The organism is uncultured Sphaerotilus sp. (assembly GCF_963924895.1).
GTDB lineage: Bacteria > Pseudomonadota > Gammaproteobacteria > Burkholderiales > Burkholderiaceae_C > Sphaerotilus.
On sequence record NZ_CAWURG010000016.1, the window covers coordinates 116,586 to 138,531 of the forward strand.

Sequence of the window (21,946 nt, forward strand, 5' to 3'; positions counted from 1 at the left end):
TTCTCGACACATGCACAGGCCGACCGATGCCCGATCTCTTCCCCTTGGAGCAGTTGCAAGCGACGCGCTTCGATCATCCGGCCATCCTGAAGAAGCTGGCCACCAGCAGCCGGCGACTGGCAGAACTCAAGGGCGTGGCGGCGTCCATCCCCAATCAGGGCATCCTCATCAACACCCTGGGCCTGCAGGAAGCCAAGGACAGTTCAGCCATCGAGAACATCGTCACTACCCACGATGAGCTGTTCCGTGACGACGTGGACCCAGACGCCTTCACCAACCCGGCCGCCAAGGAGGTGCTGCGCTACCGTCAGGCGCTGCGCGTGGGCTTCGAGCAGGTGCGCAGCAGCGGACTGCTGACGATCAATCACATCATCACCATCCAGGGTGAGCTGGAGCGCAACCACGCCGGCTTTCGCAAGCTGCCCGGCACGGCGCTGAAGGATGGCGCCGGGCGCACGGTCTACACGCCGCCGCAAGACCCGGCCACCATCGTGGCGCTGATGCGTGACCTGGAGCGTTTCATCAACGAGCCCGATCTGCTGGACGTGGACCCGCTCATCAAGATGGCGCTCATTCACCACCAGTTCGAGAGCATCCATCCCTTCTACGACGGCAATGGCCGCACGGGGCGCATCGTCAACGTGCTGTACCTCGTCAAGGAAGGCTTGCTGGACATTCCGGTGCTGTATCTGAGCCAGCACATCGTCCAGACCAAGGCCGACTATTACCGCCTGCTCCAGACCGTGCGGACCGAGGACACCTGGGAAGCTTGGGTGCTGTACATGCTGGACGCCGTGGAAAAGACAGCGCTGGCCGCGATCCATACCGTACAAGCCATCAAGGCCGCCTTGCAGGACTACAAACACCGCATACGCGCCGGCCACAAGTTCTACAGCCAGGACTTGATCAACAACCTGTTCATGCACCCGTACACCAAGATCGACTTCATCGAGCGGGATTTGCAGGTCTCTCGCATGACGGCCACCAAGTACCTGGATGCCCTGGTCGAGGCGGGTTTCTTGCGTAAACAGAAGATCGGGCGCAGCAACTACTACATGAATCTGGCGCTCAACCAGATTCTTCTGCGTCCGCCAGGGGAGGTGCCATGACCGAAGACCAACTCGAACAAGAAGTCCTCGGCTGGCTCACCGACGTCGGCTACACGCACGCCTACGGCCCCGACCTCGCCCCGGAAGGCGCCACCCCCGAGCGCGACTCCTACCGCCAGGTCGTCCTCGTGCGCCGCCTGCGCCGCGCCATCGACACGCTGAACCCGACCGTCCCACCCGCCGCCCGCGACGACGCGCTCAAGCAGGTGCTCGACCTCGGCACCCCGTCGCTGCTCGCCGCCAACCGCCACTTCCACCGCCTGCTCGTCACCGGCGTGCCCGTCCAGTACCAGCGCGACGGCGACACCCGCGGCGACTTCGTGCGGCTGATCGACTGGTCCGACCCGGCGCGCAACGAGTGGCTCGCGGTCAACCAGTGTTCCATCACCGGCCCGCGCCACACCCGCCGCCCCGACATCGTCCTTTTCGTCAACGGCCTGCCGCTGGTGATGATCGAGCTGAAGAACCCGGCCGACCTGAACGCCGACGTCTGGAAAGCCTTCCAGCAGCTCCAGACCTACCAGGACCAGATCCCCGACGCCTTCCAGTACAACGAGGTGCTGGTGATCTCGGACGGAACCGAGGCGCTGCTCGGCGCGCTCTCCGCCAACGCCGAGCGTTTCATGGCGTGGCGCACCATCGACGGCGTGGCGCTCGATCCGCTCGGCCAGTTCAATGAGCTGCAGACGCTGGTGCGCGGCGCGCTCGCCCCCGCTTACCTGCTCGACTACCTGCGCTACTTCGTGCTGTTCGAGGACGACGGCCGGCTGGTGAAGAAGATCGCCGGCTACCACCAGTTCCACGCGGTGCGTGCCGCCATCACACAGGTGATCGCCGCCTCGCGCCCGGACGGCGACGAGCGCACCCGCGGCAAGGGCGGCGTGGTCTGGCACACCCAGGGGAGCGGAAAAAGCATCACCATGTCGTGCTTCGCCGCCCGCGTGATGCAGGCGCCGCAGATGGAGAACCCCACCATCGTCGTCATCACCGACCGCAACGACCTCGACGGCCAGCTCTTCGGCGTGTTCTCGCTGGCGCAGGACCTGCTGCGCGAACAGCCGGTGCAGGCGACCACCCGGCAGGCACTGCGCACGCTGCTGGCGAACCGGCCCTCAGGCGGCATCGTCTTCGCCACGGTCCAGAAGTTCATGCCCGGCGAGGACGAGGACGTGTTCCCGACCCTCTCGACGCGCCGCAACATCGTCGTCATCGCCGACGAAGCGCACCGCACGCAGTACGGCTTCGAGGCCAGGCTGAAGACGCTCAAGCCGTCCAAGTCACCGAACACCGGCCGCGCCACGACCCTGCTGACCACCGGCACCGGCGATGCCCCACCGTACAAGGCCGAGTTCGTCCCGCCCGCGAGCGGTCTGGAGCGCTCCCTTGAGCGCTACCAGGTCGGCTACGCCCAGCACCTGCGCGACGCGCTGCCCAACGCCACCTTCGTCGCCTTCACCGGCACGCCCGTGTCCCGCGAGGACCGCGACACCCGGGCGGTGTTCGGCGACTACATCAGCGTCTACGACATGCAGCAGGCCAAGGAGGACGGCGCGACGGTGGCGATCTACTACGAGAGCCGCCTCGCCAAGCTGGACCTCAAGTCGGACGAGATGGCCCACATCGACGACGAGGTGGACGAACTCGCCGAAGATGAGGAAGAGAGCCAGCAGGCCAAACTCAAAAGCCGCTGGGCCGCGCTGGAGAAGGTAGTCGGTGCCGAGCCGCGCGTGGCCCGCGTGGCGGCCGATCTGGTGGCGCATTTCGAGGAGCGCGCCAAGGCGCAGTCCGGCAAGGCGATGGTCGTGGCGATGAGCCGGGACATCTGCGTCCACCTCTACGACGAGATCGTCAAGCTGCGCCCCGACTGGCACGACGCCGACCCCGAACAGGGCGCCCTCAAGATCGTGATGACCGGCTCGGCCAGCGACAAGGCGCTGCTGCGGCCCCACCTCACCAGCGGGCAGGTGAAAAAGCGGCTGGAGAAACGCTTCAAGGATCCAGCCGACCCGCTGCGGCTGGTGATCGTGCGCGACATGTGGCTGACCGGCTTCGACGCGCCGTGCCTGCACACGCTCTACATCGACAAGCCGATGAAGGGCCACAACCTGATGCAGGCCATCGCCCGCGTGAACCGCGTGTTCAAGGACAAGCAGGGCGGGCTGGTGGTGGACTACATCGGCATCTCCAACGAGCTGAAGGCGGCGCTGAAGGAATACACCAGCAGCCAGGGGCGCGGCCGGCCGACCGTGGACGCGCACGAGGCGTACAGCGTGCTGGCCGAGAAGCTCGACATCCTGCGCGGGATGCTGGCGGGAACGAACGGCCACGGTTTCGACCACAGCGACTTCCTCACCGCCGGCCACAAGGCGCTGGCGGGCGCGGCCAATTTCGTGCTCGGCCTGAAGGACGGCAAGAAGCGCTTCGCCGACACCGCGCTGGCGATGAGTAAGGCGTTCACGCTGTGCTGCACGCTCGACGAGGCCAAGGCGGTGCGGGAGGAAGTGGCGTTCTTCCAGGCGGTCAAGGTGCTGCTGACCAAGCGCGAACTCAGCCAGCAGAAGAAGACCGACGAGGCCAGAGAGCTGGCGATCCACCAGATCATCAGCGCGGCGGTGGTGTCCGACGAGGTGGTGGACATCTTCGACGCGGTGGGGCTGGACAAGCCGAACATCGGCATCCTCGACGATGCGTTTCTGGCCGAGGTCTGCAACCTGCCCGAGCGCAATCTGGCGGTGGAGCTGCTGGAGCGGCTGCTGGAAGGCGAGATCAAGGCGCGCTTCGCCGGCAACGTGGTGCAGAACAAGAAGTTCTCGGACCTGCTGGCCGACGTGGTCAAGCGCTACCAGAACCGCTCGATCGAGGCCGCGCAGGTGATGCGCGAGCTGGTCGAGATGGCGAAGAAGTTCCGGGTTGCCGCCGGCCGCGGGGAACAGCTCGGGCTGAGCGAGGACGAGGTGCGCTTCTACGACGCGCTGGCGAACAACGAATCCGCGGTGAAGGAACTCGCCGACGAGACGCTGAAGAAGATCGCCCACGAGCTGACCGAGAACCTGCGCAAGAACCTGACCGTGGACTGGTCCGAGCGCGAAAGCGTGCAGGCCAAGCTGCGGCTGATGGTCAAGCGCATCCTGCGCAAGTACAAGTACCCGCCGGACCAGCAGGACGCAGCGGTGGAGCTGGTGTTGCAGCAGGCGAGGGTGCTGGGTGAGGCCTGGGTGGCCTGAATGGCCTGCATGGGTGGTCCCCCCGACAGGAATCGAACCTGTATCTGGCGCTTAGGAGGCGCCCGTTCTATCCATTGAACTACGGGGAGGACTGCACGGCAGGGCGTGCTGCGGAGCCGGGAATTGTAGCCTGCGGCCCCCACTTCCACGTCCAGATCAGGTCCAGCGCGTTTTCCGCACCGGATTGCGCCCGCAGCGTGAAGCGCTGGGCGGCACGGTAGATGAGCTGCCAGGTGCCGCTGGCGGCGTTCAGGCTGCGTTCGTAGCCGACGTACCAGCGCCGGCTGATCTGCTTGCCGAGGGTGACCACCGTCTCGCGGGTGTCGCCGTCGCCGGCCTGCCGCACCGAGAGCTGGTCGAGGCCGATGCGCTCGACCAGGCTCGGGCCGTCGTTTTCGCCGGCGATGAGCGCATAGGCGGCGCGCTGCAGCAGGGCGAGGTCGGTGCGGCCCAGGCCGTCGGACGGCCGGCCGAGGATGAGCCAGGACAGGCGGTCGGTGTCGGTCATGGTCGGCTCGCTGAACAGGCGGATGCGCGGGTTCTGGGCGGTGCCGGTGACGGTGACACCGACCCGCACGTCCTCCAGGTCCGGGCGGATGGCCTCGACGTCCAGCCGCGGGTTGTCGGCCACGCCGGTGAAGGCGATGACCGAGCGTTCGATGCGCAGCTTCTGGCCGTAGGCCGCGTAGGTGCCGTCCACCGCGCGGATGTTGCCGTGGATCGCCAGCCGGTTGCCGGGGCTGGTCAGGCGCAGCTCGCCGGCCAGCCGCGTGTTCAGGCCGCGCCCGCGGAGCATGAAGGCGTCGCCCAGATCGACCCGCAGGTCGAGCGTGGTGGTGCGGCGGCTGGCGGTGCCGGTCTCGCGGGTCCGGGGTTCCCCGGTGCCGCGGTCGACATCGACATCGTCTGCCAGCGCCGGCGCATCGCTCTGCGTGAAGTCGAAGCGGCCTTCGTCGGCGCGCACCCGGCCCTTGAGCTGGGTGCTCTGGGCGTCGAGCACCAGATCGGCGTCGCCGCTGACGACGACCTTGCGGTCCACCCGCTGCAACGCAGCGAAATGGTCCGCGGTGATCTTGACCGACAGGCGCGGCGCGGCGCCGAGCGTGGCCTCGCCGCGGGCGACCAGCGTGCCGGCCCCGGCGCGCACGCTGAAGGTGTCGATGCGGGCCGTGTCGCCGGCCAGTTGCACCTTGAGCTGGGCGTCGGTCCAGTCCACGCCCTGCAGCGTGTTGCGCACGGCGATCTGGTTGCCGGACAGTTCGCCCGCGAAGGCCGGCGCGCCGAAGGTGCCGCCGACGCGGGCTTCGGTGGCGAGCTGGCCCGACAGGCGCCAGCCCGCCGGCAGCCAGCGGCCCCAGTGGCCGAGCTGGGCGATCTGCAGATCGATCTGGCCACCCACCGCCGCGTCTGCGGCGGGCCAGAAGGCGTGGCGGTCGGTGCGCACGGTCTGCTGGCCGTTCAGGCTGCCCAGGTTGCCGCCCGAGACCAGCTGGGTCAGGCGCCAGACGCCCTCGGCCGCGTTCAGCCGCAGCCGCAGGTCGGCGAGGCCGAGGCGGCGCGGGCCGGTGCCGAGGTCCGCGTCCTCGACGCTGAGGTCGCCGCTGTCGCGTTGCAGCGTGACGTCCGCCGTGAACTGGTCGGGGGTGGACTGCAGCTCGATGCGCCCGCCGAGCGTGAGGTCACCACCCCAGCCGAAATCGGGCTGGGCGCGTGCCAGCAGCGGCGCCACCCGCAGCGGCGAGAGCTGGGCACGCAGGCTCAGGCGCGACGCCGCACCGCTCTGCCAGTCAAGGTGGTCGATCAGCAGTTGCGCATCCATCAGCGCCAGCCGGCTGGCGCCAAGGGTCACGGTCAGACCGCTGCTGTCCTGCACGAGGGTGAGCGGGGCGGGGTCCAGCTGCAGCAGGGGGGGCAGGGGTGTGGCCGCGGGCATCGGACCACCGCCCGGCGCCGCGAGGTCACGGACCTCCAGTTGCCCGATCTTGCCGTTCCAGCGCAGGCCGGCGTCCCGGTGCGCCAGCGACTGCCCGATCTCGTCGGCCAAGCCACCAGTCAGCGACAGCAGCGCCTGCAGCTTGCGGGCCGGCAGGTCGGTGCGGGCGGGCACGTCGATCTGGCTGCGCAGCTGCAGCTGGTGGCTGGCGGCGGTGCCCTGGGTGCGCAGCGTCACGCCGCTCAGGTTCTGGCCACCGGTGCGCAGGGTGCCGATTTCCGCGCTGACGTCGATCGGGTCGGCGGGAAAGGTGCCGGCCTTCCAGTGCAGGTCGAGGGCCTTCAGGTCGGAGGCCCCCAGGTGCAGCTGGCCGCTGCGCAACTGGCCAGTGCTGCGCACGCGGGGCCAGCGGCCGGTGAGGTCGAGCTGGCCCGTGGTGTCGCCGCTGATCTGGGCGGTCGATCCGGCGAGTTTCATCCACGGATTCAGGCGCTCGGGGGCGCTGCTTTTCCACTGGAGGGTCCAGTGGTCCTCGGTGCCGGGGGCGGAGAGGTCGCCGGTCAGGTGCAGATCGGTGGCCTCGGCGGCGCCGGCCGGGGCGCCGGCGGTGGCCTTCAGGTCGAGGTTCCAGCGGGACGTGCCGGTGCCCGCACGCGTCTGCAGTTTCAGCTGGCCCGCCAGCGGCACACCGGCGATCAGGCTGGGGTCGAGGTGCAGATCGGCGCGGCCGGTGATCTCGGCCAGTCCGGCCAGACCGGGGGACAGCGGCACGGGGATGAGCAGGTCGGTGTCGAGCTGGCCGTCCAGGCGGTGGGTGCCGCGCGGACCTGCGGACTGGGTTTCGCCTAGCCACCACACACTGGGGTCGAAGGCCGCCAGATCGCCTTTCAGCAGCAGCTTCCAGTGGGCGTCGACCTGCTCGGCGTGGCCGCTCGCGTCCAGCTTGGCTGCGCCGCTGCGGGCCTGGAGCTGCTCCAGGTCGATGCGCTGCGGCGTGGCCTGCGCCTGCAGCAGCAGCCGGACTTCGGGCAACCCGGCGCCGACGAGCTGGCCGCGCAGGTCGGTGTGCAGCGTGATGCGCCGGCTGGCGGCGATGTTCTCGCCCAGCGACTGGCCATAGGTCAGCGTGAGCGGGCCGCTGACCTGCACTGCCGGTGCCCGCGGATCGAGCCGCGCCGGATGCAGGTCCTGCCAGGTGCTGCTGAGGGCCGCGTCCAGGCGGCGCTGGGCGCCCGCGCCGCTGAGCGTCCAGCGGCCACTGCCGAGCACGGTGCCGGCCGCGTCGGTGCCGTCGTTCAGGCTGACGAGCAGGGTGTCGACCGTGCCGGCGTCCGGGTTGCGCAGGTCGCCGCTGGCGGTGAGCTTGACGGTCTCGATGGGCACCAGGCGCTGCGCCCAGGGGCCGGGGCGCAGGTTCTGCAGATCGACCTGCACCTGCAGGCGCTGCTGGGCCGTGCCGGTGCGGGTGCGGGTGTCGAGCAGAGCGTCGATCTGGCCGGACAGCGCCGTGGTCGGCAGGCCGCTGGCGAAGGGGGCGAGGTCAAGCGCCTGCAGCCGGGCTTGCAGATGGCTCAGCGGCTGGCGCTGGGCGGGGTGGACCTCGGCCTGCAGCTCCAGCGACTGGCCGCGCGCGACCATGCGCGTGTCGACCGCGATCTGCTGCAGCGGGCCGTGGGCGCGCAGGTCAACGCGCCAGTCCTGCGGCAGGCCGGTGGCGGGCTTGTTCGGCGTCGTGGAGGCCGCGGCGGCCCCCGCCTGTTCGGCCGCTTCCGGCGTCAGCACCAGGCGCGCCTCCAGCGGCATCGGCGCGTCGGCACCGAGCGCCACCAGACCGTGCAGCGCCAGCCGGTCCCAGTGCAGCTGAAGCCCGTCCACGCGGTGCAGACCGCCGCGCCCGGCCTGCAGGCTCAGCGACGCCGACAGGTCGCGCACCGGGCGCTCGCGCAGCGCGTCCATGCTGAGGCGGTCGATCCGCACCTCGCCGATCTGCACGCCGAGCGGCAGATTCAGCGCCGTCGGCAGCACGGGCGGCTGGTCGCTGGCGGACGGGCCCTGCAAGTCCAGGTGGCCGATCGTCAGCTGGACAAGATTCAGCAGCGGTGCCTTGCCATCGGGCCAGCTCAGCGCCAGTCCGCGCCAGCGCAGCTGGTCGATCTGCAATGCCTGCTTGCTGTTGAGCTGGTAGCGGAGCCGGTCGGCGTCGAAATCTCCCAGCAGCCGGCCGCGCACCCCGCTGGCCTGCAGGCCCGGCACCAGCCCGAGCAGCCAGCGGCTGCCGGGCTCGGTGGCGAGGGCGGCGTACAGGCCGGCGCCCAGGAGGCACAGCAGCGTGGCCAGCCCGGCAAGCACCGGCCACCAGGACCGGCGGGCTCGCGGGGACCGGACCGGAACGTCGGGGGTGTCGTCGGCCATCGTCAGAAGGTGATGCCCACGCTGAAATGCAGCCGCACCTTGCGCACCTGCTGCCCGTAGGCCAGATCCAGACGCAGCGCGCCGACGGGGCTCCGCCAGCGCAGGCCGACGCCGTAGCCGAGGGCGGCCTTGAAGGATTTCCAGTCCGGCGCGGCATTGCCGGCGTCGATGAAGGTGGCGCCCCACAGCGCAGGCATCCGGGCCAGGATCGGCCGGGCCAGCTCGACACTGCCGACGGCGGTGACCCGGCCGCCGACCGCCGTGCCGGCCGCGTTGCTCGGGCCGAGGCTCTGGTAGGCGTAGCCGCGCACCGTGTCATCGCCGCCGGTGCGGAACAGCAGCGAGTAGGGCACCGCCACAGCCGTCGCCGACAGCACCTGCCCGACCTGCAGCCGGCTGGTGCTGTACCAGTTCTGGCCGAGCGTGGCGTAGTGGGTCAGCCGGCCGTTGATCCGGCCGAAGACGCCGCTGCGCTGCGCCGTGGTGGCGAACGAGCGGCCCAGCGCCGTGTCCAGCGACAGGCTCACGCCCTTGGTCGGCAGCAGCGGGTGGTCGAGCTGGCGCCAGATCCACTGGTAGTTGCCGGAGAGGGCCGAGGTGTCGTCCACGGTCAGGCCGTTGTCGAGCTGGCGGGTGCGGGAGCGCTGCCACTCCAGGTAGTACAGGCGCTCCAGGCGCTCGTCGTCCTTGCTGCGGCCGATCCGGGCGCGCTGCGAGGTGACCTCCAGCCCGCTGGCGTCGGTCTGGCCGATCGAGGCCGAGATGAGGTTGCGGTAGGGGCCGGGCAGGGGATGCGAGGTGAGGTCGACCGACGCCTGCTGGTCGGTGCGGCCGAGCTGCAGCTTGCTCTTGGCCTGCCAGGGAAAGCCGAAGACACGCTGGTGCAGGTGTTCGAGCGTGACCCGCGGCCCCGTGTTGTCGGAGATACCGAGACCGAGTGTCGCCTGCTGCAGCGAGCGCTCGCGCACCTTGACGACCACCGGCATGGCGTCCGCGAGCGCCGGGTCCGGCTCCATCTCGATCGCGACGCTGTCGAACAGCGCCGACTTGACCAGCCGGTCCTGGTAGTCGAGCAGCGCCTGCTCGCGCAGCGGCTGTCCGGTGGAGAAGGTCTGCAGCGCCCGCACCGACTCGGCGTCCACATGGTCCAGCCCGGTGACCTGCACCTCGCCGAAGCGGTAGAGCGGGCCACTGTCGGCGACCAGGAACAGCGCCGCACGGTCTTCGACAGCGCGCACCTGGGCCACGGTGCCGCTCCAGCCGGCGGTGGCGTAGCCTTCGGCGCGCAGCAGTGCGAGCACCTCGCCCTTGGCGCCGCTCCAGCGGTCCTGGGTGTAGGCCGCGCCCTCGGGCAGCGACCAGCGGGACCGCGTCCGATCGACCAGCGAAACCGCGGCCGGGTCGCGCGCTTCGGCGGCGATCGACAGCGGGCCTTCGAATTCGAGACGGGTCTGGCGCACGCGGGTGAGCGGTCCGGGCTCGACCAGCAGTTTCAGCGCGATGACGGTGCCGTCGTCGCGCGCCTGCGTGCTCACCTTGGCATTGAAATAGCCCTGGGTTTCCAGCAGCGCGCGGGCCTGGGCGGGTGCCGCCTGCCGCAGCCGCATCAGCTCCCCGCGGGGCACGCGGGCGGTGTCCGGCGTGGCGAGGTAGCGCGAGAGGTCGAGGTAGCGCGCCAGCAGCGTGCGCAGCTCGGGCGGCGCCGCGATGTCGAGTGTCCAGGTGACGTCGCGGGTGTCGGCGTCGTCTTCGGGCGCCGAGGCGGCTGGCGCCACGGGTTGCGCCGTGGGCTGGGCCACGGTCTGGGCCATGGCGGGGACGGCGGTCGCGGCCAGAACCGCCAGCAGCAGCAGGGTGGGGCTTCTTCTCTCGCGTCCGCTCATTTCGACAGCAGCCGCATCGCCTGTTCCAGGCCGGCGAGCGACAGCGGGAACATCCGCTGGCTCATCAACTGCTGGACCATGGCGATGCTCTGGCGGTATTCCCAGACACCGGGCGGCTCCGGGTTGATCCAGGCGAATTTCGGGAAGGCATGGGTCAGGCGCTGCAGCCACTCGGCACCGGGTTCCTCGTTGTTGTATTCGACGCTGCCGCCGCGCTGCACGATCTCGTAGGGGCTCATCGTCGCGTCGCCGATGAAGATCAGCTTGTAGTCGCGGTTGTACTTCCGGATGATGTCCCAGGTCGAGAACTTCTCGGTGTAGCGGCGGCGGTTGTTCTTCCACACGAAGTCGTAGACGCAGTTGTGGAAGTAGTAGAACTCCAGGTGCTTGAACTCGGTTTTTGCGGCGCTGAAGAGTTCTTCCACGCGGTGGATGTGTTCGTCCATCGTGCCGCCCACGTCCATCAGCAGCAGCACCTTGACCTTGTTGTGGCGCTCGGGGACGAGCTTGATGTCGAGCAGGCCGGCATTCGCCGCGGTGCAGTGGATGGTGTCGTCCAGGTCCAGCTCTTCCGCCGCGCCTTCGCGGGCGAAGCGGCGCAGGCGGCGCAGCGCGACCTTGATGTTGCGGGTGCCGAGTTCCAGGTTGTCGTCGTAGTCGCGGAAAGCGCGCTGCTCCCAGACCTTGACGGCGCTCTTGTTCTTGCTGGCGCCGCCGATGCGGATGCCTTGCGGGTTGTGGCCGCCGTGGCCGAAGGGGCTGGTGCCGCCGGTGCCGATCCACTTGCTGCCGCCGGCGTGGCGTTCCTTCTGTTCCTCGAAGCGCTTCTTGAGCGTCTCCATCAGCTCGTCCCAGCCCATCTTCTCGATCTTGGCCTTCTCCTCGGGGCTGAGTTCGACTTCCAGCGTCTTGCGCAGCCAGTCCAGCGGCACTTCCTGGGTGAAGTCGGTCAGCATCTCCACGCCCTTGAAGTAGGCCGAGAAGGCGCGGTCGAACTTGTCGAACTGGACCTCGTCCTTGACCAGCGTCGTGCGGGCCAGGTAGTAGAACTTGTCGACCGAGGGGCCGCCGTCGTCGTCGATCACGCCGGCCTGCAGCGCTTCGAGCAGGGTCAGGTACTCGCGGATCGAGACCGGCAGCTTGGCGGCCCGCAGGGTGTAGAAGAAGTCGATCAGCATGGGGGAAGTCTCCGGACGCACGGCAACCGCGTCGTGTCTGCGAGTCTAGGCCACGCGGTGAAGTTCAGGACCGACCCGGGTTGAATTGCGCGGGCAATGGCTGGTTCTTCGGAGGCTGTGGCAGGCCAGGGTTTCCTTACATTCAGGATCACCTCCATCCGCCTGAACCACGTCTGCCCGATGTTGCCGCCGAAATTGCCGACACCGCATGTCCCGATCACCATCGCGCGGGGCTTCACGCTGGTCGAACTGATGGTGACGGTGGCCGTGCTGGCGATTCTGGCGACGGTGGCCATGCCGGCGCTGACCGCCTTCACGGCCAGCAACCGGCTCTCGGCGCTGTCGTCGGATCTGGTGTCGTCCCTGGCGCTGGCCCGGACCGAGGCGGCCCGCGCTGGCCTGCCGATGCTGGTGCGGCCGGCCACGGGTGGTGTCACCGGCAACGAATATGGCAAGGGATGGAGCCTCTATCTCGACAACAACGGCAGCGGCACCGTCGACAGCGGCGACACGCTGCTGCGCACCTACGCGGCGCTGCCGGGCACGCTGAAGATGCAGAGTGCATCGACCCTCAACTTCAGTGCCATCGGCTACCTGACACCGGCGTCGGCCGTGACCTTCGTGCTGTGTCCGACCACCGGCCTGAAGAATGGCGTGCAGATCACGGTGCCCCCCAGCGGACTGGCCGATGTGACGAGGATCACCACATGCAGCTGAACCGGAACGGGTTCGCGATGATCGAGGTGCTGGTGTCGGTCGTGGTCCTGGCGGTGGCGGCGCTGGGCTATGCCGCCCTGCAATTGCGCGGGCTGTCCGCCAACTCCAGCGCCCTGTGGCGCAGCAAGGCCACCGTGCTGGCCTACGAAGCCGCGGACCGCGTGCGCGCGAACCTGCCGGGGGTGACTGCCGGGCAGTACAACAACCTGACCACGCCCTCGACCTCGACGTCGGCGTGCACGCTGACCAATGCCTGCAGCAACACCCAGATGGCGGCACGTGATTTCGTGGAGTGGCGCACCTCGGTCCTGAGCGCACTGCCCGGCGGAACAGGCGTGATCTGCCTCGACAGCACGGCCGACGACGGCACGGCCGCTGCACCGGCGTGCGACGGCATCGGGTCCCAGATCGCCATCAAGGTGTTCTGGAATGAACGTGGCACCGAGTCCCGTTTCGTCAACGTGATGCGGCCATGAAGAGAACCGGCAACCTGTACCGGTCCCTCGCCCATGGGGTCACGATGGTCGAATTGCTGGTGGCCATGGCACTGGGGCTGTTCCTGGTGGGGGTCATGGGCACGATCTTCCTGGGCAGCAAGAGCACTTTCCAGGCCCAGAACCACGTGTCCCGGCTGCAGGAAAGCGCGCGCTTCACGGTCGACACGCTCTCGGGCGATCTGCGCATGTCCGGGTTCCGGGGCTGTCGGGGTGTCGGGGCGTCCACCCCGCTGACCAACCTGCTCAACACGCCGACAGGGTTCCTCTACAACTTCGGGCTGGGCATCTGGGCCTCGCACCACAACGGATCGGCCTGGGCGCCTGCGCTGGACGCCGCCTTGTCCAGCCCGGCCCTGAGTCCTGTGCCCCATCTCGCGGGCGACGTGCTGACGGTACGCCGCACCGTCGGGCCGGGCTGGGCGCTGACCGCCGAGATGGCCAGCGACACCGCGGCGCTGAACGTCACGCCGACCGCGCGCATCACCTCGCGCGACCTGCTGCTGGTGTCCGACTGCGTCGGATCGGCCGTGTTCCAGGCCACGAACGCAACGCCCGGACTGGACGGCTCGATCGAGCACAGCGCCAGCGTCACCGCGACACCCGGGGTCAGCGTGAGCAGCCTGGGGCGGGCCTACCTGCAGGATGCGCTGGTCTTCCGGCTGGCCACCGTCACCTACTACCTCGCCCCCAGTGCACGCACCGGCAAGACCTCGCAGCGGGCGCTGTGGTCCCACACCACGCCGGTTTACGACGGCACGCCGCAGCCACAGGAACTGGTGACCGGGGTCGAGGCCTTTCGCGTCACGCTGGGACTGGACAGCAATGCCGACGGCGCCGCCGATGCCTACGTCGATCCTGCCTCCGTCACCGACTGGACCCAGGTGGTGACCGTCCAGACCGAACTGCTGCTGGCCAGCACCGAGGACAACATCACCAGCAGCGCCCAGCCCTACACCTTCGCCGGCGCGACGGTGACGCCCACCGACCGGCGCCTGCGCACGGTCGTCTCCACCACCACGCAGGTGCGCAATGCGCTGCGCTGACGGATCGAACATGGCGGCGGTGGAGACGATGGCCAGGACACGGTCCGGGCAATCGGGCTTCTCGCTCATCACCATCCTGATGATGATGGTGGTGCTGGTGTCGCTGGCACTGGCCGGCATGAACTCCAGCCTGGTGCAGGAGCGCATGGCGGGCAATGCCCGCGACCGCAACATCGCGCTGCAGGCGGCCGAGGCCGCGCTGCGCGACGCCGAGGCCGACGTCGAGGCCAATCTCTCGGTGGCCTCGCCCTTCGTGGCGGCCTGCACCGGCGGCCTGTGCCTGCCGCCGTCGATGACCTCGAGCAATCCGACCTCACAGCCCCTGTGGCAGTCGATCGACTGGAGTGCGTCCGCCGGCCAGAGCCGCGCCTACGGCAGCGTGACCGGCGCGACGGCGCTGCCCGGTGTCGCCGCACCGCCGCGCTACCTCGTCGAGTTGCTGCCCTTGCTGCCCCCCGTCTCCGGCCAGTCCGCCAGCCTGGGCAACAGCGACGAGGACAGCGCACAGGCCTTCCGCATCAGCGTCCGGGCGACGGGGCTGCGCGCCTCCACCGTCGTGATCCTGCAGTCCACCTACATCAAGCGATGAACCCGAACCCGAAGCGCATGCGCACCACCACCTGCAACCGCGCCCGTGCCCGTGCCCGCGCTCGCGCCGGGGTGGCGATCCTGCTGCTGTCGGCCGCGGGCCTCGCGCAGGCGCAGACCATCAACTTCTCGCAGACGCCGCTCTACCTCGCGGCCTCGGTGAAGCCGAACCTGCTCGTGCTCTACGACAACTCGCCGTCGATGGAGTACCTGATGCCGAGCGGCCGTGGCACGACCGATCTGGCCAACCTCGCCACCCGCGGCAACATCGCCCGGGACGTGCTGCGCCAGAACATCACCACCTACCAGAACACCTTCCGCTGGGGACTGTCGACGTTCGCGATGAACGCGCCGATCTTCAAGACCACGGCGCCCGAGCTGGACCTGCCGACGCTCTACTACAGCAACGATGGGAATGGCAGCGGGGCGGTGCTGGAGGATGCGCAGGACAACTCCACTACCCACTACCAGCAGCTCATGACGCTGCTGGGCAACGAGACCAGCTCGCTGGCCACGACGGAGCTGAAGAACGGCTCGGTCGGCACGCCGCTGCCCGGGGCCATCCGGACCGTGCAGCAGTACTTCTCCAACACGCTGAGCGGCCACGCGTCGCCCATCATCGACAAGACCTGCCAGCGCAATTTCCTGGTGATCGCCACCGACGGCGATCCGACCATCCGCACCGACGGCACCGCCTACACCCCCGCCGAGACCACCAACACCGTCAGCAACGGCGTCTGGACCTTCGGGCAGGCCACCCGCGACGTGTTCACCCAGATCACCGCGCTGCGCAACGTCTCGGTGACCAACAACGCGGCGATCAACGGCCAGTACGACGTGCAGACCTACCTGATCGGGCTGGGCGATGTGGCGTCCGACGCCTCGTCGATCGCGGCGATGAACCAGATGGCGCAGCTGGGCGGCACCACCAGCACCTACCTGGCATCGGACCAGGCGGCCGTGAACGCCGCGTTCACGAAGATCACCAGTGACATCGCCGCACGCACCAGCTCCGGCAGCGCCGTGGCGCTGAACTCTGGCTCGCTCACCACCGGCTCCGAGGCCTACCAGGGCCGGTTCAGCTCGGCCGACTGGTCCGGCCAGCTGCTGGCCTATCCGCTGGACTCGACCGGCCTGCCGCAGTCGACGCCCCGCTGGGATGCCAGTGTCCAGCTCAACGCCCAGCACTGGAACACCGGCCGCAAGATCTTCACCTACAAGGCCTCGGCCGCCCTCGGTGCGCGCGGCATCCCGTTCCGGTGGCCGGCCAACGCCGCGTCGCCGGGCGCGACCGAACTCGATGCCAGCATGGTGACCGCCCTCAACCGCAACGGCTCGGGTGTCGCGGACACGAATGGTGCGCTGCGCCTGAACTACCTGCGGGGCGACTCCTCGCGCGAGTTGCGGGTCTGCAGCAACTGCGCGGCGCCGGTGTTCCGCAGCCGCCCGGTCAGCGTGCTGGGGGACATCATCAATTCCGCACCGGCTTACGTGAAGGGCGGGGACCAGTACGTCCGCGACGCCGCCGAGGCCGCCGCCTATGCCACCTACCGCCAGACCCGCTCGACGTTGACCCCGCTGGTGGCGGTGGGTGCGAACGACGGCATGCTGCACGTCTTCAACTCGGCCACCGGCAACGAGGTCTTCGCCTACGTGCCTGGGCTGGTGGCCGGCCAGCTCAGCGCCCTGGCCGACACCAGCTTCACCCACCAGTACAACGTCGACGGCTCGCCGGTGGCGCGGGACGTCTACTACGGCGGCGCCTGGCACACCGTGCTGGTCAGCGGTCTGGGGGCGGGTGGCAAGGGCCTGTTCGCGCTCGACCTGACCGATCCCACCAAGTTCGCCGAGTCCACCGCCTCCGGCGTGGTGCGCTGGGAAATCAGCGGCAGCGACGGCGACGTCGGCCACCTCGTGCAGCAGCCGCTGATCGCCCGCATGAAGAACGGCCGCTGGATGGCCATCCTCGGCAATGGCTACAACAGCACCAATGGCCGCGCCGTGCTGCTGCTGGTGGACGTCGAGACCGGGGCGATCACGCGCATCAGCGCCCAGGTAGGCACGCCGTCCAGTGTCAATGGCCTGTCCGGTGTGGTGGCCGTCAGCAGCGCCAACAACGGCGTGGCCGACATCGTCTACGCCGGCGACCTCGCGGGCAATCTCTGGAAGTTCGACCTGTCCGCCACCGACGCCACGCAGTGGAAGGTGGCCTACGGGAGCGCCAGCAGTCCGAAGGAGCTGTTCGCCACCGCCTCCGGCCAACCCATCACGGCCCGGATCGACGTGACCGCCCACCCCCTGGGCGGCTACCTCGTCACCTTCGGCACCGGCCGCTACCTCGACACCGGTGACAACGCCTCCGGCTCCCCCCAGGCGCTCTATGGCATCTGGGACAAGGGCGCCACGGTCAAGTCCAGCCAGCTCACGACCCAGGCGGTGCTGGGCACGGCCACCGGGCCGGACGGTCGCACCTACCGGTTCACGACCCACGCGGTCGGCGCCGCCTCACCGGCGTACACCGGCGACGACACGATCGAGCGGAAGGACTTTCTGGACAACAAGCGGGGCTGGGTGCTCAACCTGCCGACCTCGGGCGAGCGCATCGTCGCGCAGGCGTCGGTGCGGGCGGGCAAGGTGGTTGTCTCGACCATGGTCCCGACAGCAGTTGCCTGCACCTATGGCGGCGATGGCTGGGTGATGGAGGTGGACGCGCTCACCGGCAACCGTCCGGAGACGCCGTCGCTCGACACGAACGCGGACGGCAGCGTCAATGCCGCCGACATGCTGAGCTACCTCGCCGGCAAGACCAACCCGTCCGGCGTGAAGACCGGGGCCATCCCCTCGGCGCCGCGCTTCATCCGCAGCACGAACCGCACGCTGGACGACAAGCTCATCAGCCTCTCGACGGGCACCATCATGAAGGTCCGCGAATCCGGCCTGTCGCAGACCTCCGGACGCGCCGGCTGGGAGCAGATCCAATGACGAAGACGATGCTGGGTTGCCCCCGGCGGGCGCGTGGTTTCACGCTGATCGAGCTGATCATCGCGGTGGCGGTGGTCGGCATCCTGGCGGCGGTGGCGATGCCGTCCTACCGCGAGCACATTGCGGCCTCGCGCCGCACCGATGCCAAATCCGCCCTGCTGGCCGTGGCCCAGCTGATGGAGCGCAACTACACCGAGCGCGGCACCTACGCCGGGGTGGCGCTCGGCTCGACGGGCGTCTATCCCTCGACCTCGCCCCAGGGCTACTACGCGCTGTCCATCGCCAGCCAGGATGCGAACGGCTTCAGCCTGCTCGCCACCCGGGCTGGTGCCCAGGTCGGCGACAAGTGCGGCAACTACACCTACGACCAAGCCGGCACCAAGGGCGTGGCTTCGGCCACCTACACCACGGCGCAGTGCTGGTGAGGCTCAGCGGCCGGGTGCGTCCAGCCGGGCGCGCAGGTGCTGGTGCACCGTCGGCCACTCCGGCGCGGTGATGCTGTAGACGCAGGTGTCGCGCAGGCTGCCGTCGGCCGTGCGCTGGTGGTGGCGCAGGATGCCGTCGAGCTGCGCGCCGAGCCGCTCGATGGCGCGGCGGCTCTGCTGGTTGAAGCGGTGGGTGCGGAACTCGACCGCGATGCAGTCCAGCGTCTCGAAGGCGTGGCGCAACAGCAGCCACTTGGCCTCGGTGTTCAATGCCGTGCGCTGTACCCGCTTTGCCAGCCAGGTCGAGCCGATCTCCACGCGCCGGAAGCGCGCGTCGATGTGCATGTAGGTGGTCATGCCGACTGGCGCGCCTTCGGCATCCAGCACCGCGAACGGCAGCATCGAGCCCGCCGTCTGCAGACCGAGCCGGCGCTCGATCTCGGCCGCCATGCCGTCCGGTGACGGCACCACGGTGTACCAGGTGTTCCAGAGTTCCCCTTCGCGCACCGCCTCGGCCAGCGCCGGGGCGTGGTCGGGGCGCAGCGGTTCGAGCCGGACATGCCGACCCTGGAGCGTGACGGGAGCCGGCCAGAGGGTCGTCATGGAGGTCGCCTCAGCGGTTGCGGCTCTGCATGAACACCAGCTTCTCGAACAGCGTCAGGTCCTGCTCGTTCTTCAGCAGCGCGCCCACCAGCGGCGGGATCGCGACCTTCTGGTCCGTGCTGTGCAGCGCTTCCGCCGAGATGTCTTCCGCCACCAGCAGCTTCAGCCAGTCCAGCAGCTCGGACGTGGACGGCTTCTTCTTCAGTCCCGGCAGGTTGCGCACGTCGTAGAAGTTCTTCATCGCCGCGGCGAGCAGTTCCTTCTTCAGGCCGGGGAAGTGCACCTCGACGATCTGGCGCATCGTCTCCGCTTCCGGGAACTTGATGTAGTGGAAGAAGCAGCGGCGCAGGAAAGCGTCGGGCAGCTCCTTCTCGTTGTTCGAGGTGATGAAGACCAGCGGGCGGTGCTTGGCCCGGACGAGTTCGCGCGTCTCGTAGACGTAGAACTCCATCCGGTCGATCTCGCGCAGCAGGTCGTTCGGGAACTCGATGTCCGCCTTGTCGATCTCGTCGATCAGCAGCGCCACAGGCTGGTCCGCGGTGAAGGCCTGCCACAGCGTGCCCTGGACGATGTAGTTGCGGATGTCGCGCACCTTCGCCGCACTCTCGGCGTCGTTGAGCTGGCTGTCGCGCAGGCGGCTGACGGCGTCGTACTCGTAGAGGCCCTGCTGCGCCTTGGTCGTGCTCTTGATGTGCCACTGCATCAGCGGCATGCCGAGCGCGGCGGCCACTTCCTCGGCCAGCATGGTCTTGCCGGTGCCGGGTTCGCCCTTGACCAGCAGCGGGCGCTGCAGCGTGATGGCGGCGTTGACCGCGAGCATCAGGTCCTGGGTGGCGACGTACTGGGAGGAGCCGGTGAATTTCATGCGGATCTCGGGTCGGAAAGGCGAAGGCCAGGGTGGGAGGGGGGAATCGAATCAGTATATCGGCGGCCATGGCCGCGGCACGCGGTGGGGTCGTGGACAATTCGGGCCGTGTATTCAGGGAAAAACAGAGCGATGCAAGGACAGAGGCAGGAAGCAATGCAGTTGCAGCTTTGCGTGCGCGATCCGGCAGAGGCGGCCTGGGCCGTCCGCGCGGGTGCCGCCGGGGTCGAGGTGATGTCGGCCGCGCCCGAGGTGATCCGCGCGGTGGTGGCCCGGCTGCGGCTGCTGCGCGACGGGGTGGTGGTCGGTGCGGGCATCGGCCCGCTGGCGGCGCCGACACTGTCCGCCGTGCGCCTGCGGGTGCGGCGGGTGGCCGATTGCGGGGTGGACCGGGTGCGCGTGCTGGTGCCGGCGCGGCCGTCGTCGGTGCTGCTGCTGACCCAGCTCGGGCAGCTCGCCCGCGAGGGCGTGCCGGTGACGCCGGTGCTGCGCGTGCCGCTGGACCACGGTGATGGTGCGGCCTGGGCGCAGCGCCTGAGCCTGGTGACGCAGCAGGGCTTCGCCAGCGTGCTGCTGGACGCCCGCGGCACGGACGCGCAGGGCAGCGACCTCTGGCAGCAGCGCGTCTCGCCGGGGCGCTTGCTGGGGGCTTTCGACGGATTGCGGCGCATGGGCGTGCAGGTCGGACTGATGGCCGCGCCGCGCCGCGCCGACCTGCCGCAGCTGCTGCGCTGGGCGCCGGACGAGGTGGTGATCGACTGCGGGCGCGAGGAGCCGCGCGAGGGCAGGGTGGTCGACCCCTACCAGTTCGACCAGTGGGTCGCCGAGCTGAAGGCGCACCGGGCCATGGCGCTGGACGGCGACCAGCGGCAGAGCGAGCGCGGATGAACGCGACGGCGCTGCCCGGTTTCGCCTCGCCTGCGGTCGGTTTCGACCAGCCCTTCGAGATGCTGCAGGCCTGCCACGACCGGGTCGAGCGCAGTCTGGCGCTGCTGCAGCGGCTGGTGGCCCATGTGCGCGACCACGGCCACGACGCCGCCTCGCGCAGCGCCGCCCGCGACGTGCTGCGTTACTTCGACCTCGCCGCGCCACACCACCACCTCGACGAGGAACGCCACGTCCTGCCACCGCTGCTGGCCAGCGACGATGCCGACCTGCGCGCGCTGGCCGAGCAACTGGTGGCCGAACACCGGCGCATGGAGGCGCTCTGGGCCGCGCTGCGCGTGCCGCTGCAGCAGTGGGCGGACGAAGCACCGGCCTCGACCACCTTCCCGCTGCCGGAGGCGCTGGCCGAGTTCACCGCGGTCTACGCCGGCCACATCGCCCGCGAGGAGGCCCACGCCTACCCGCAGGCCCGGACCTTGCTGGATGCCGCGACCCTGGCCGACATGGGCGCCGAGATGAGCGCCCGTCGCCGCGTGCCCGCCACAGGAACTCCCCGATGAACGAGCGCACGCCCGAGCACCTGCGCCCGGCCGCTCCGCACGCACAACGGCCCGGCGCTGCGGCATGATGCCGCGATGAATTCCACCCTGTCCGCGGCCGTGCTGGCCGCCGTGCTGCTTGCCCCAGTCCTGACCCTGGCCGCGTCCCCTGATCTTCCCGTCGCCCGCCCGGTGCCGGGCGGTATCGCCACGCTGTCGCTCGGCCCGTCCAACCTGCCGCCGACCGTGCGCCACGCGGGCGTGCCGGTGCTGGTGGTGGGCGACCCGATCGAGTGGACCGCCGTGCTGGGTCTGCCGCTGGGCGCCCGCGCTGGCAAGGACGAGGTCACCGTGCAGCGCGAGGGCGCCCCGGCGGCGCGCCTGTCCTTCACCGTGGCGCCCATGCGCTACGCCGAGCAGCGTCTGAGCGTGGCGCCCAAGCACGTCGAACTCACCCCTGAGAACCTCGCCCGCCACGAGCGCGAGCGCGCGCACCAGGCCGAGGTCATCGCCACCTTCAGCGAGCCGCTGCCCGCCACGCTGCGCCTGCGCCAGCCGGTGCCGGGGCCGCGCTCCAGCTCCTTCGGCCTGCGCCGCGTCTTCAACGGCCAGTCCCGCAATCCGCACAGTGGCATGGACATCGCCGCCCCCACCGGCACGCCCATCGTGGCGCCGGCAGCGGGGCGGGTGGTCGATGTCGGCGACTACTTCTTCAACGGCGGCACCGTCTGGCTCGACCACGGCGGCGGCCTGCTGACGATGTACTGCCACCTCTCGGCCACGCACGTGAAGGTGGGCGACCTCGTGCGCACCGGCGACCGCATTGCCGACGTCGGCGCCACCGGCCGCGTCACCGGGCCGCACCTGCACTGGTCGGTCACGCTGAACCGGGCGACGGTGGACCCGGCGCTGTTCCTGGCGCCTTGACCCGGACGAAGCGACAAGCCCCGGGGTTCAGCCCGGGGTCGAGCGTTCAAGCCGGGACGGCTTGTCAACCGACATGTATGGAAATACAGTTGCCGGATGGAAGCCGTGAAGACCCTCAAGCTGCGCATCAAGGACA

16 protein-coding genes and 1 tRNA gene are annotated in these 21,946 nt (G+C 69.5%); 11 read left to right on the forward strand and 6 right to left on the reverse strand.

The genetic code is table 11. The features are described 5' to 3' along the window. The first annotated feature begins 26 nt into the window (after positions 1-26). Together AABN02_RS07435 and AABN02_RS07440 are read left to right on the forward strand one after the other, a co-directional pair. Positions 27-1,109 (forward strand): Fic family protein, encoded by a 1,083-nt coding sequence (locus tag AABN02_RS07435; protein ID WP_338414287.1) that lies wholly within the window; start codon positions 27-29, stop codon positions 1,107-1,109. After that, entirely contained in the window at positions 1,106-4,333 is a 3,228-nt protein-coding gene (locus AABN02_RS07440; protein WP_338414288.1) for a type I restriction endonuclease subunit R, read from the forward strand. Before AABN02_RS07435 ends, AABN02_RS07440 begins: the two co-directional genes overlap by 4 nt. A 14-nt stretch (positions 4,334-4,347) precedes the next feature. On the opposite strand, the gene AABN02_RS07445 is transcribed toward AABN02_RS07440, so the two are convergent. From AABN02_RS07445 to AABN02_RS07460, 4 genes are all read right to left on the reverse strand, one after another. Then, positions 4,348-4,422 (reverse strand) — tRNA-Arg (locus AABN02_RS07445). Beyond that, complete coding sequence (locus AABN02_RS07450; protein ID WP_338414289.1) at positions 4,413-8,678, reverse strand: translocation/assembly module TamB domain-containing protein; 4,266 nt, start codon at positions 8,676-8,678, stop codon at positions 4,413-4,415. Before AABN02_RS07450 ends, AABN02_RS07445 begins: the two co-directional genes overlap by 10 nt. A gap of 2 nt (positions 8,679-8,680) precedes the next feature. Further along, the gene (locus tag AABN02_RS07455; protein ID WP_338414290.1) at positions 8,681-10,561 is read right to left on the reverse strand and encodes a BamA/TamA family outer membrane protein; all 1,881 of its coding nucleotides are present in this window, start codon (positions 10,559-10,561) and stop codon (positions 8,681-8,683) included. Then, complete coding sequence (locus tag AABN02_RS07460) at positions 10,558-11,739, reverse strand: hypothetical protein (protein WP_338414291.1); 1,182 nt, start codon at positions 11,737-11,739, stop codon at positions 10,558-10,560. Before AABN02_RS07460 ends, AABN02_RS07455 begins: the two co-directional genes overlap by 4 nt. Positions 11,740-11,919: 180 nt before the next feature. Between AABN02_RS07460 and AABN02_RS07465 the strand changes: the two genes are divergently transcribed. From AABN02_RS07465 to AABN02_RS07490, 6 genes are read left to right on the forward strand one after another with little or no spacing between them, the layout of a single operon-like run. Then, positions 11,920-12,456: a GspH/FimT family pseudopilin gene (locus tag AABN02_RS07465; protein WP_338414292.1), complete on the forward strand. Its 537-nt coding sequence runs from the start codon at positions 11,920-11,922 to the stop codon at positions 12,454-12,456. Continuing rightward, entirely contained in the window at positions 12,447-12,932 is a 486-nt protein-coding gene (gene pilV / locus AABN02_RS07470; RefSeq protein WP_338414293.1) for a type IV pilus modification protein PilV, read from the forward strand. The genes AABN02_RS07465 and pilV overlap by 10 nt, the downstream gene beginning before the upstream one ends. Beyond that, positions 12,929-13,996: a PilW family protein gene (locus tag AABN02_RS07475; protein ID WP_338414294.1), complete on the forward strand. Its 1,068-nt coding sequence runs from the start codon at positions 12,929-12,931 to the stop codon at positions 13,994-13,996. The genes pilV and AABN02_RS07475 overlap by 4 nt, the downstream gene beginning before the upstream one ends. After that, positions 13,983-14,585 (forward strand): PilX N-terminal domain-containing pilus assembly protein, encoded by a 603-nt coding sequence (locus tag AABN02_RS07480; protein ID WP_338414295.1) that lies wholly within the window; start codon positions 13,983-13,985, stop codon positions 14,583-14,585. Before AABN02_RS07475 ends, AABN02_RS07480 begins: the two co-directional genes overlap by 14 nt. Positions 14,586-14,602: 17 nt before the next feature. Then, positions 14,603-17,566, forward strand: coding sequence for a PilC/PilY family type IV pilus protein (locus AABN02_RS07485; protein ID WP_338414296.1), 2,964 nt, complete (start codon positions 14,603-14,605; stop codon positions 17,564-17,566). Next, entirely contained in the window at positions 17,563-17,991 is a 429-nt protein-coding gene (locus AABN02_RS07490; protein ID WP_338414297.1) for a type IV pilin protein, read from the forward strand. The genes AABN02_RS07485 and AABN02_RS07490 overlap by 4 nt, the downstream gene beginning before the upstream one ends. A gap of 3 nt (positions 17,992-17,994) precedes the next feature. Here AABN02_RS07490 and AABN02_RS07495 read toward each other — a convergent pair whose 3' ends face one another. Both AABN02_RS07495 and AABN02_RS07500 read right to left on the reverse strand, forming a co-directional pair. Then, on the reverse strand, positions 17,995-18,594 hold the full coding sequence (locus AABN02_RS07495; RefSeq protein WP_338414298.1) for a GNAT family N-acetyltransferase: 600 nt from the start codon (positions 18,592-18,594) through the stop codon (positions 17,995-17,997). Between the two features lie 10 nt (positions 18,595-18,604). Beyond that, the gene (locus AABN02_RS07500; RefSeq protein WP_338414299.1) at positions 18,605-19,459 is read right to left on the reverse strand and encodes a MoxR family ATPase; all 855 of its coding nucleotides are present in this window, start codon (positions 19,457-19,459) and stop codon (positions 18,605-18,607) included. Positions 19,460-19,615: 156 nt separating this feature from the next. Between AABN02_RS07500 and AABN02_RS07505 the strand changes: the two genes are divergently transcribed. The 3 genes from AABN02_RS07505 to AABN02_RS07515 all read left to right on the forward strand — a co-directional run bounded on the left by AABN02_RS07505 (position 19,616) and on the right by AABN02_RS07515 (position 21,810). Further along, a complete protein-coding gene (locus AABN02_RS07505; protein WP_338414300.1) occupies positions 19,616-20,347 on the forward strand; it encodes a hypothetical protein in 732 nt (243 codons plus the stop codon). Continuing rightward, positions 20,344-20,904 carry a hemerythrin domain-containing protein gene (locus tag AABN02_RS07510; protein WP_338414301.1) on the forward strand — a complete coding sequence of 187 codons (561 nt, stop codon included), beginning with the start codon at positions 20,344-20,346 and terminating at the stop codon, positions 20,902-20,904. Before AABN02_RS07505 ends, AABN02_RS07510 begins: the two co-directional genes overlap by 4 nt. Positions 20,905-20,979: 75 nt before the next feature. Then, complete coding sequence (locus AABN02_RS07515; RefSeq protein ID WP_338414302.1) at positions 20,980-21,810, forward strand: peptidoglycan DD-metalloendopeptidase family protein; 831 nt, start codon at positions 20,980-20,982, stop codon at positions 21,808-21,810. The last annotated feature ends 136 nt before the right edge of the window (positions 21,811-21,946 follow it).

Coding starts and splice junctions, on each gene's coding strand:
- AABN02_RS07435 (WP_338414287.1), top strand. CDS start 27: ATGCCCGATCTCTTCCCCTTGGAGCAGTTGCAAGCGACGCGCTTCGAT.
- AABN02_RS07440 (WP_338414288.1), top strand. CDS start 1,106: ATGACCGAAGACCAACTCGAACAAGAAGTCCTCGGCTGGCTCACCGAC.
- AABN02_RS07450 (WP_338414289.1), bottom strand. CDS start 8,678: ATGGCCGACGACACCCCCGACGTTCCGGTCCGGTCCCCGCGAGCCCGC.
- AABN02_RS07455 (WP_338414290.1), bottom strand. CDS start 10,561: ATGAGCGGACGCGAGAGAAGAAGCCCCACCCTGCTGCTGCTGGCGGTT.
- AABN02_RS07460 (WP_338414291.1), bottom strand. CDS start 11,739: ATGCTGATCGACTTCTTCTACACCCTGCGGGCCGCCAAGCTGCCGGTC.
- AABN02_RS07465 (WP_338414292.1), top strand. CDS start 11,920: ATGTTGCCGCCGAAATTGCCGACACCGCATGTCCCGATCACCATCGCG.
- pilV (WP_338414293.1), top strand. CDS start 12,447: ATGCAGCTGAACCGGAACGGGTTCGCGATGATCGAGGTGCTGGTGTCG.
- AABN02_RS07475 (WP_338414294.1), top strand. CDS start 12,929: ATGAAGAGAACCGGCAACCTGTACCGGTCCCTCGCCCATGGGGTCACG.
- AABN02_RS07480 (WP_338414295.1), top strand. CDS start 13,983: ATGCGCTGCGCTGACGGATCGAACATGGCGGCGGTGGAGACGATGGCC.
- AABN02_RS07485 (WP_338414296.1), top strand. CDS start 14,603: ATGCGCACCACCACCTGCAACCGCGCCCGTGCCCGTGCCCGCGCTCGC.
- AABN02_RS07490 (WP_338414297.1), top strand. CDS start 17,563: ATGACGAAGACGATGCTGGGTTGCCCCCGGCGGGCGCGTGGTTTCACG.
- AABN02_RS07495 (WP_338414298.1), bottom strand. CDS start 18,594: ATGACGACCCTCTGGCCGGCTCCCGTCACGCTCCAGGGTCGGCATGTC.
- AABN02_RS07500 (WP_338414299.1), bottom strand. CDS start 19,459: ATGAAATTCACCGGCTCCTCCCAGTACGTCGCCACCCAGGACCTGATG.
- AABN02_RS07505 (WP_338414300.1), top strand. CDS start 19,616: ATGCAGTTGCAGCTTTGCGTGCGCGATCCGGCAGAGGCGGCCTGGGCC.
- AABN02_RS07510 (WP_338414301.1), top strand. CDS start 20,344: ATGAACGCGACGGCGCTGCCCGGTTTCGCCTCGCCTGCGGTCGGTTTC.
- AABN02_RS07515 (WP_338414302.1), top strand. CDS start 20,980: ATGAATTCCACCCTGTCCGCGGCCGTGCTGGCCGCCGTGCTGCTTGCC.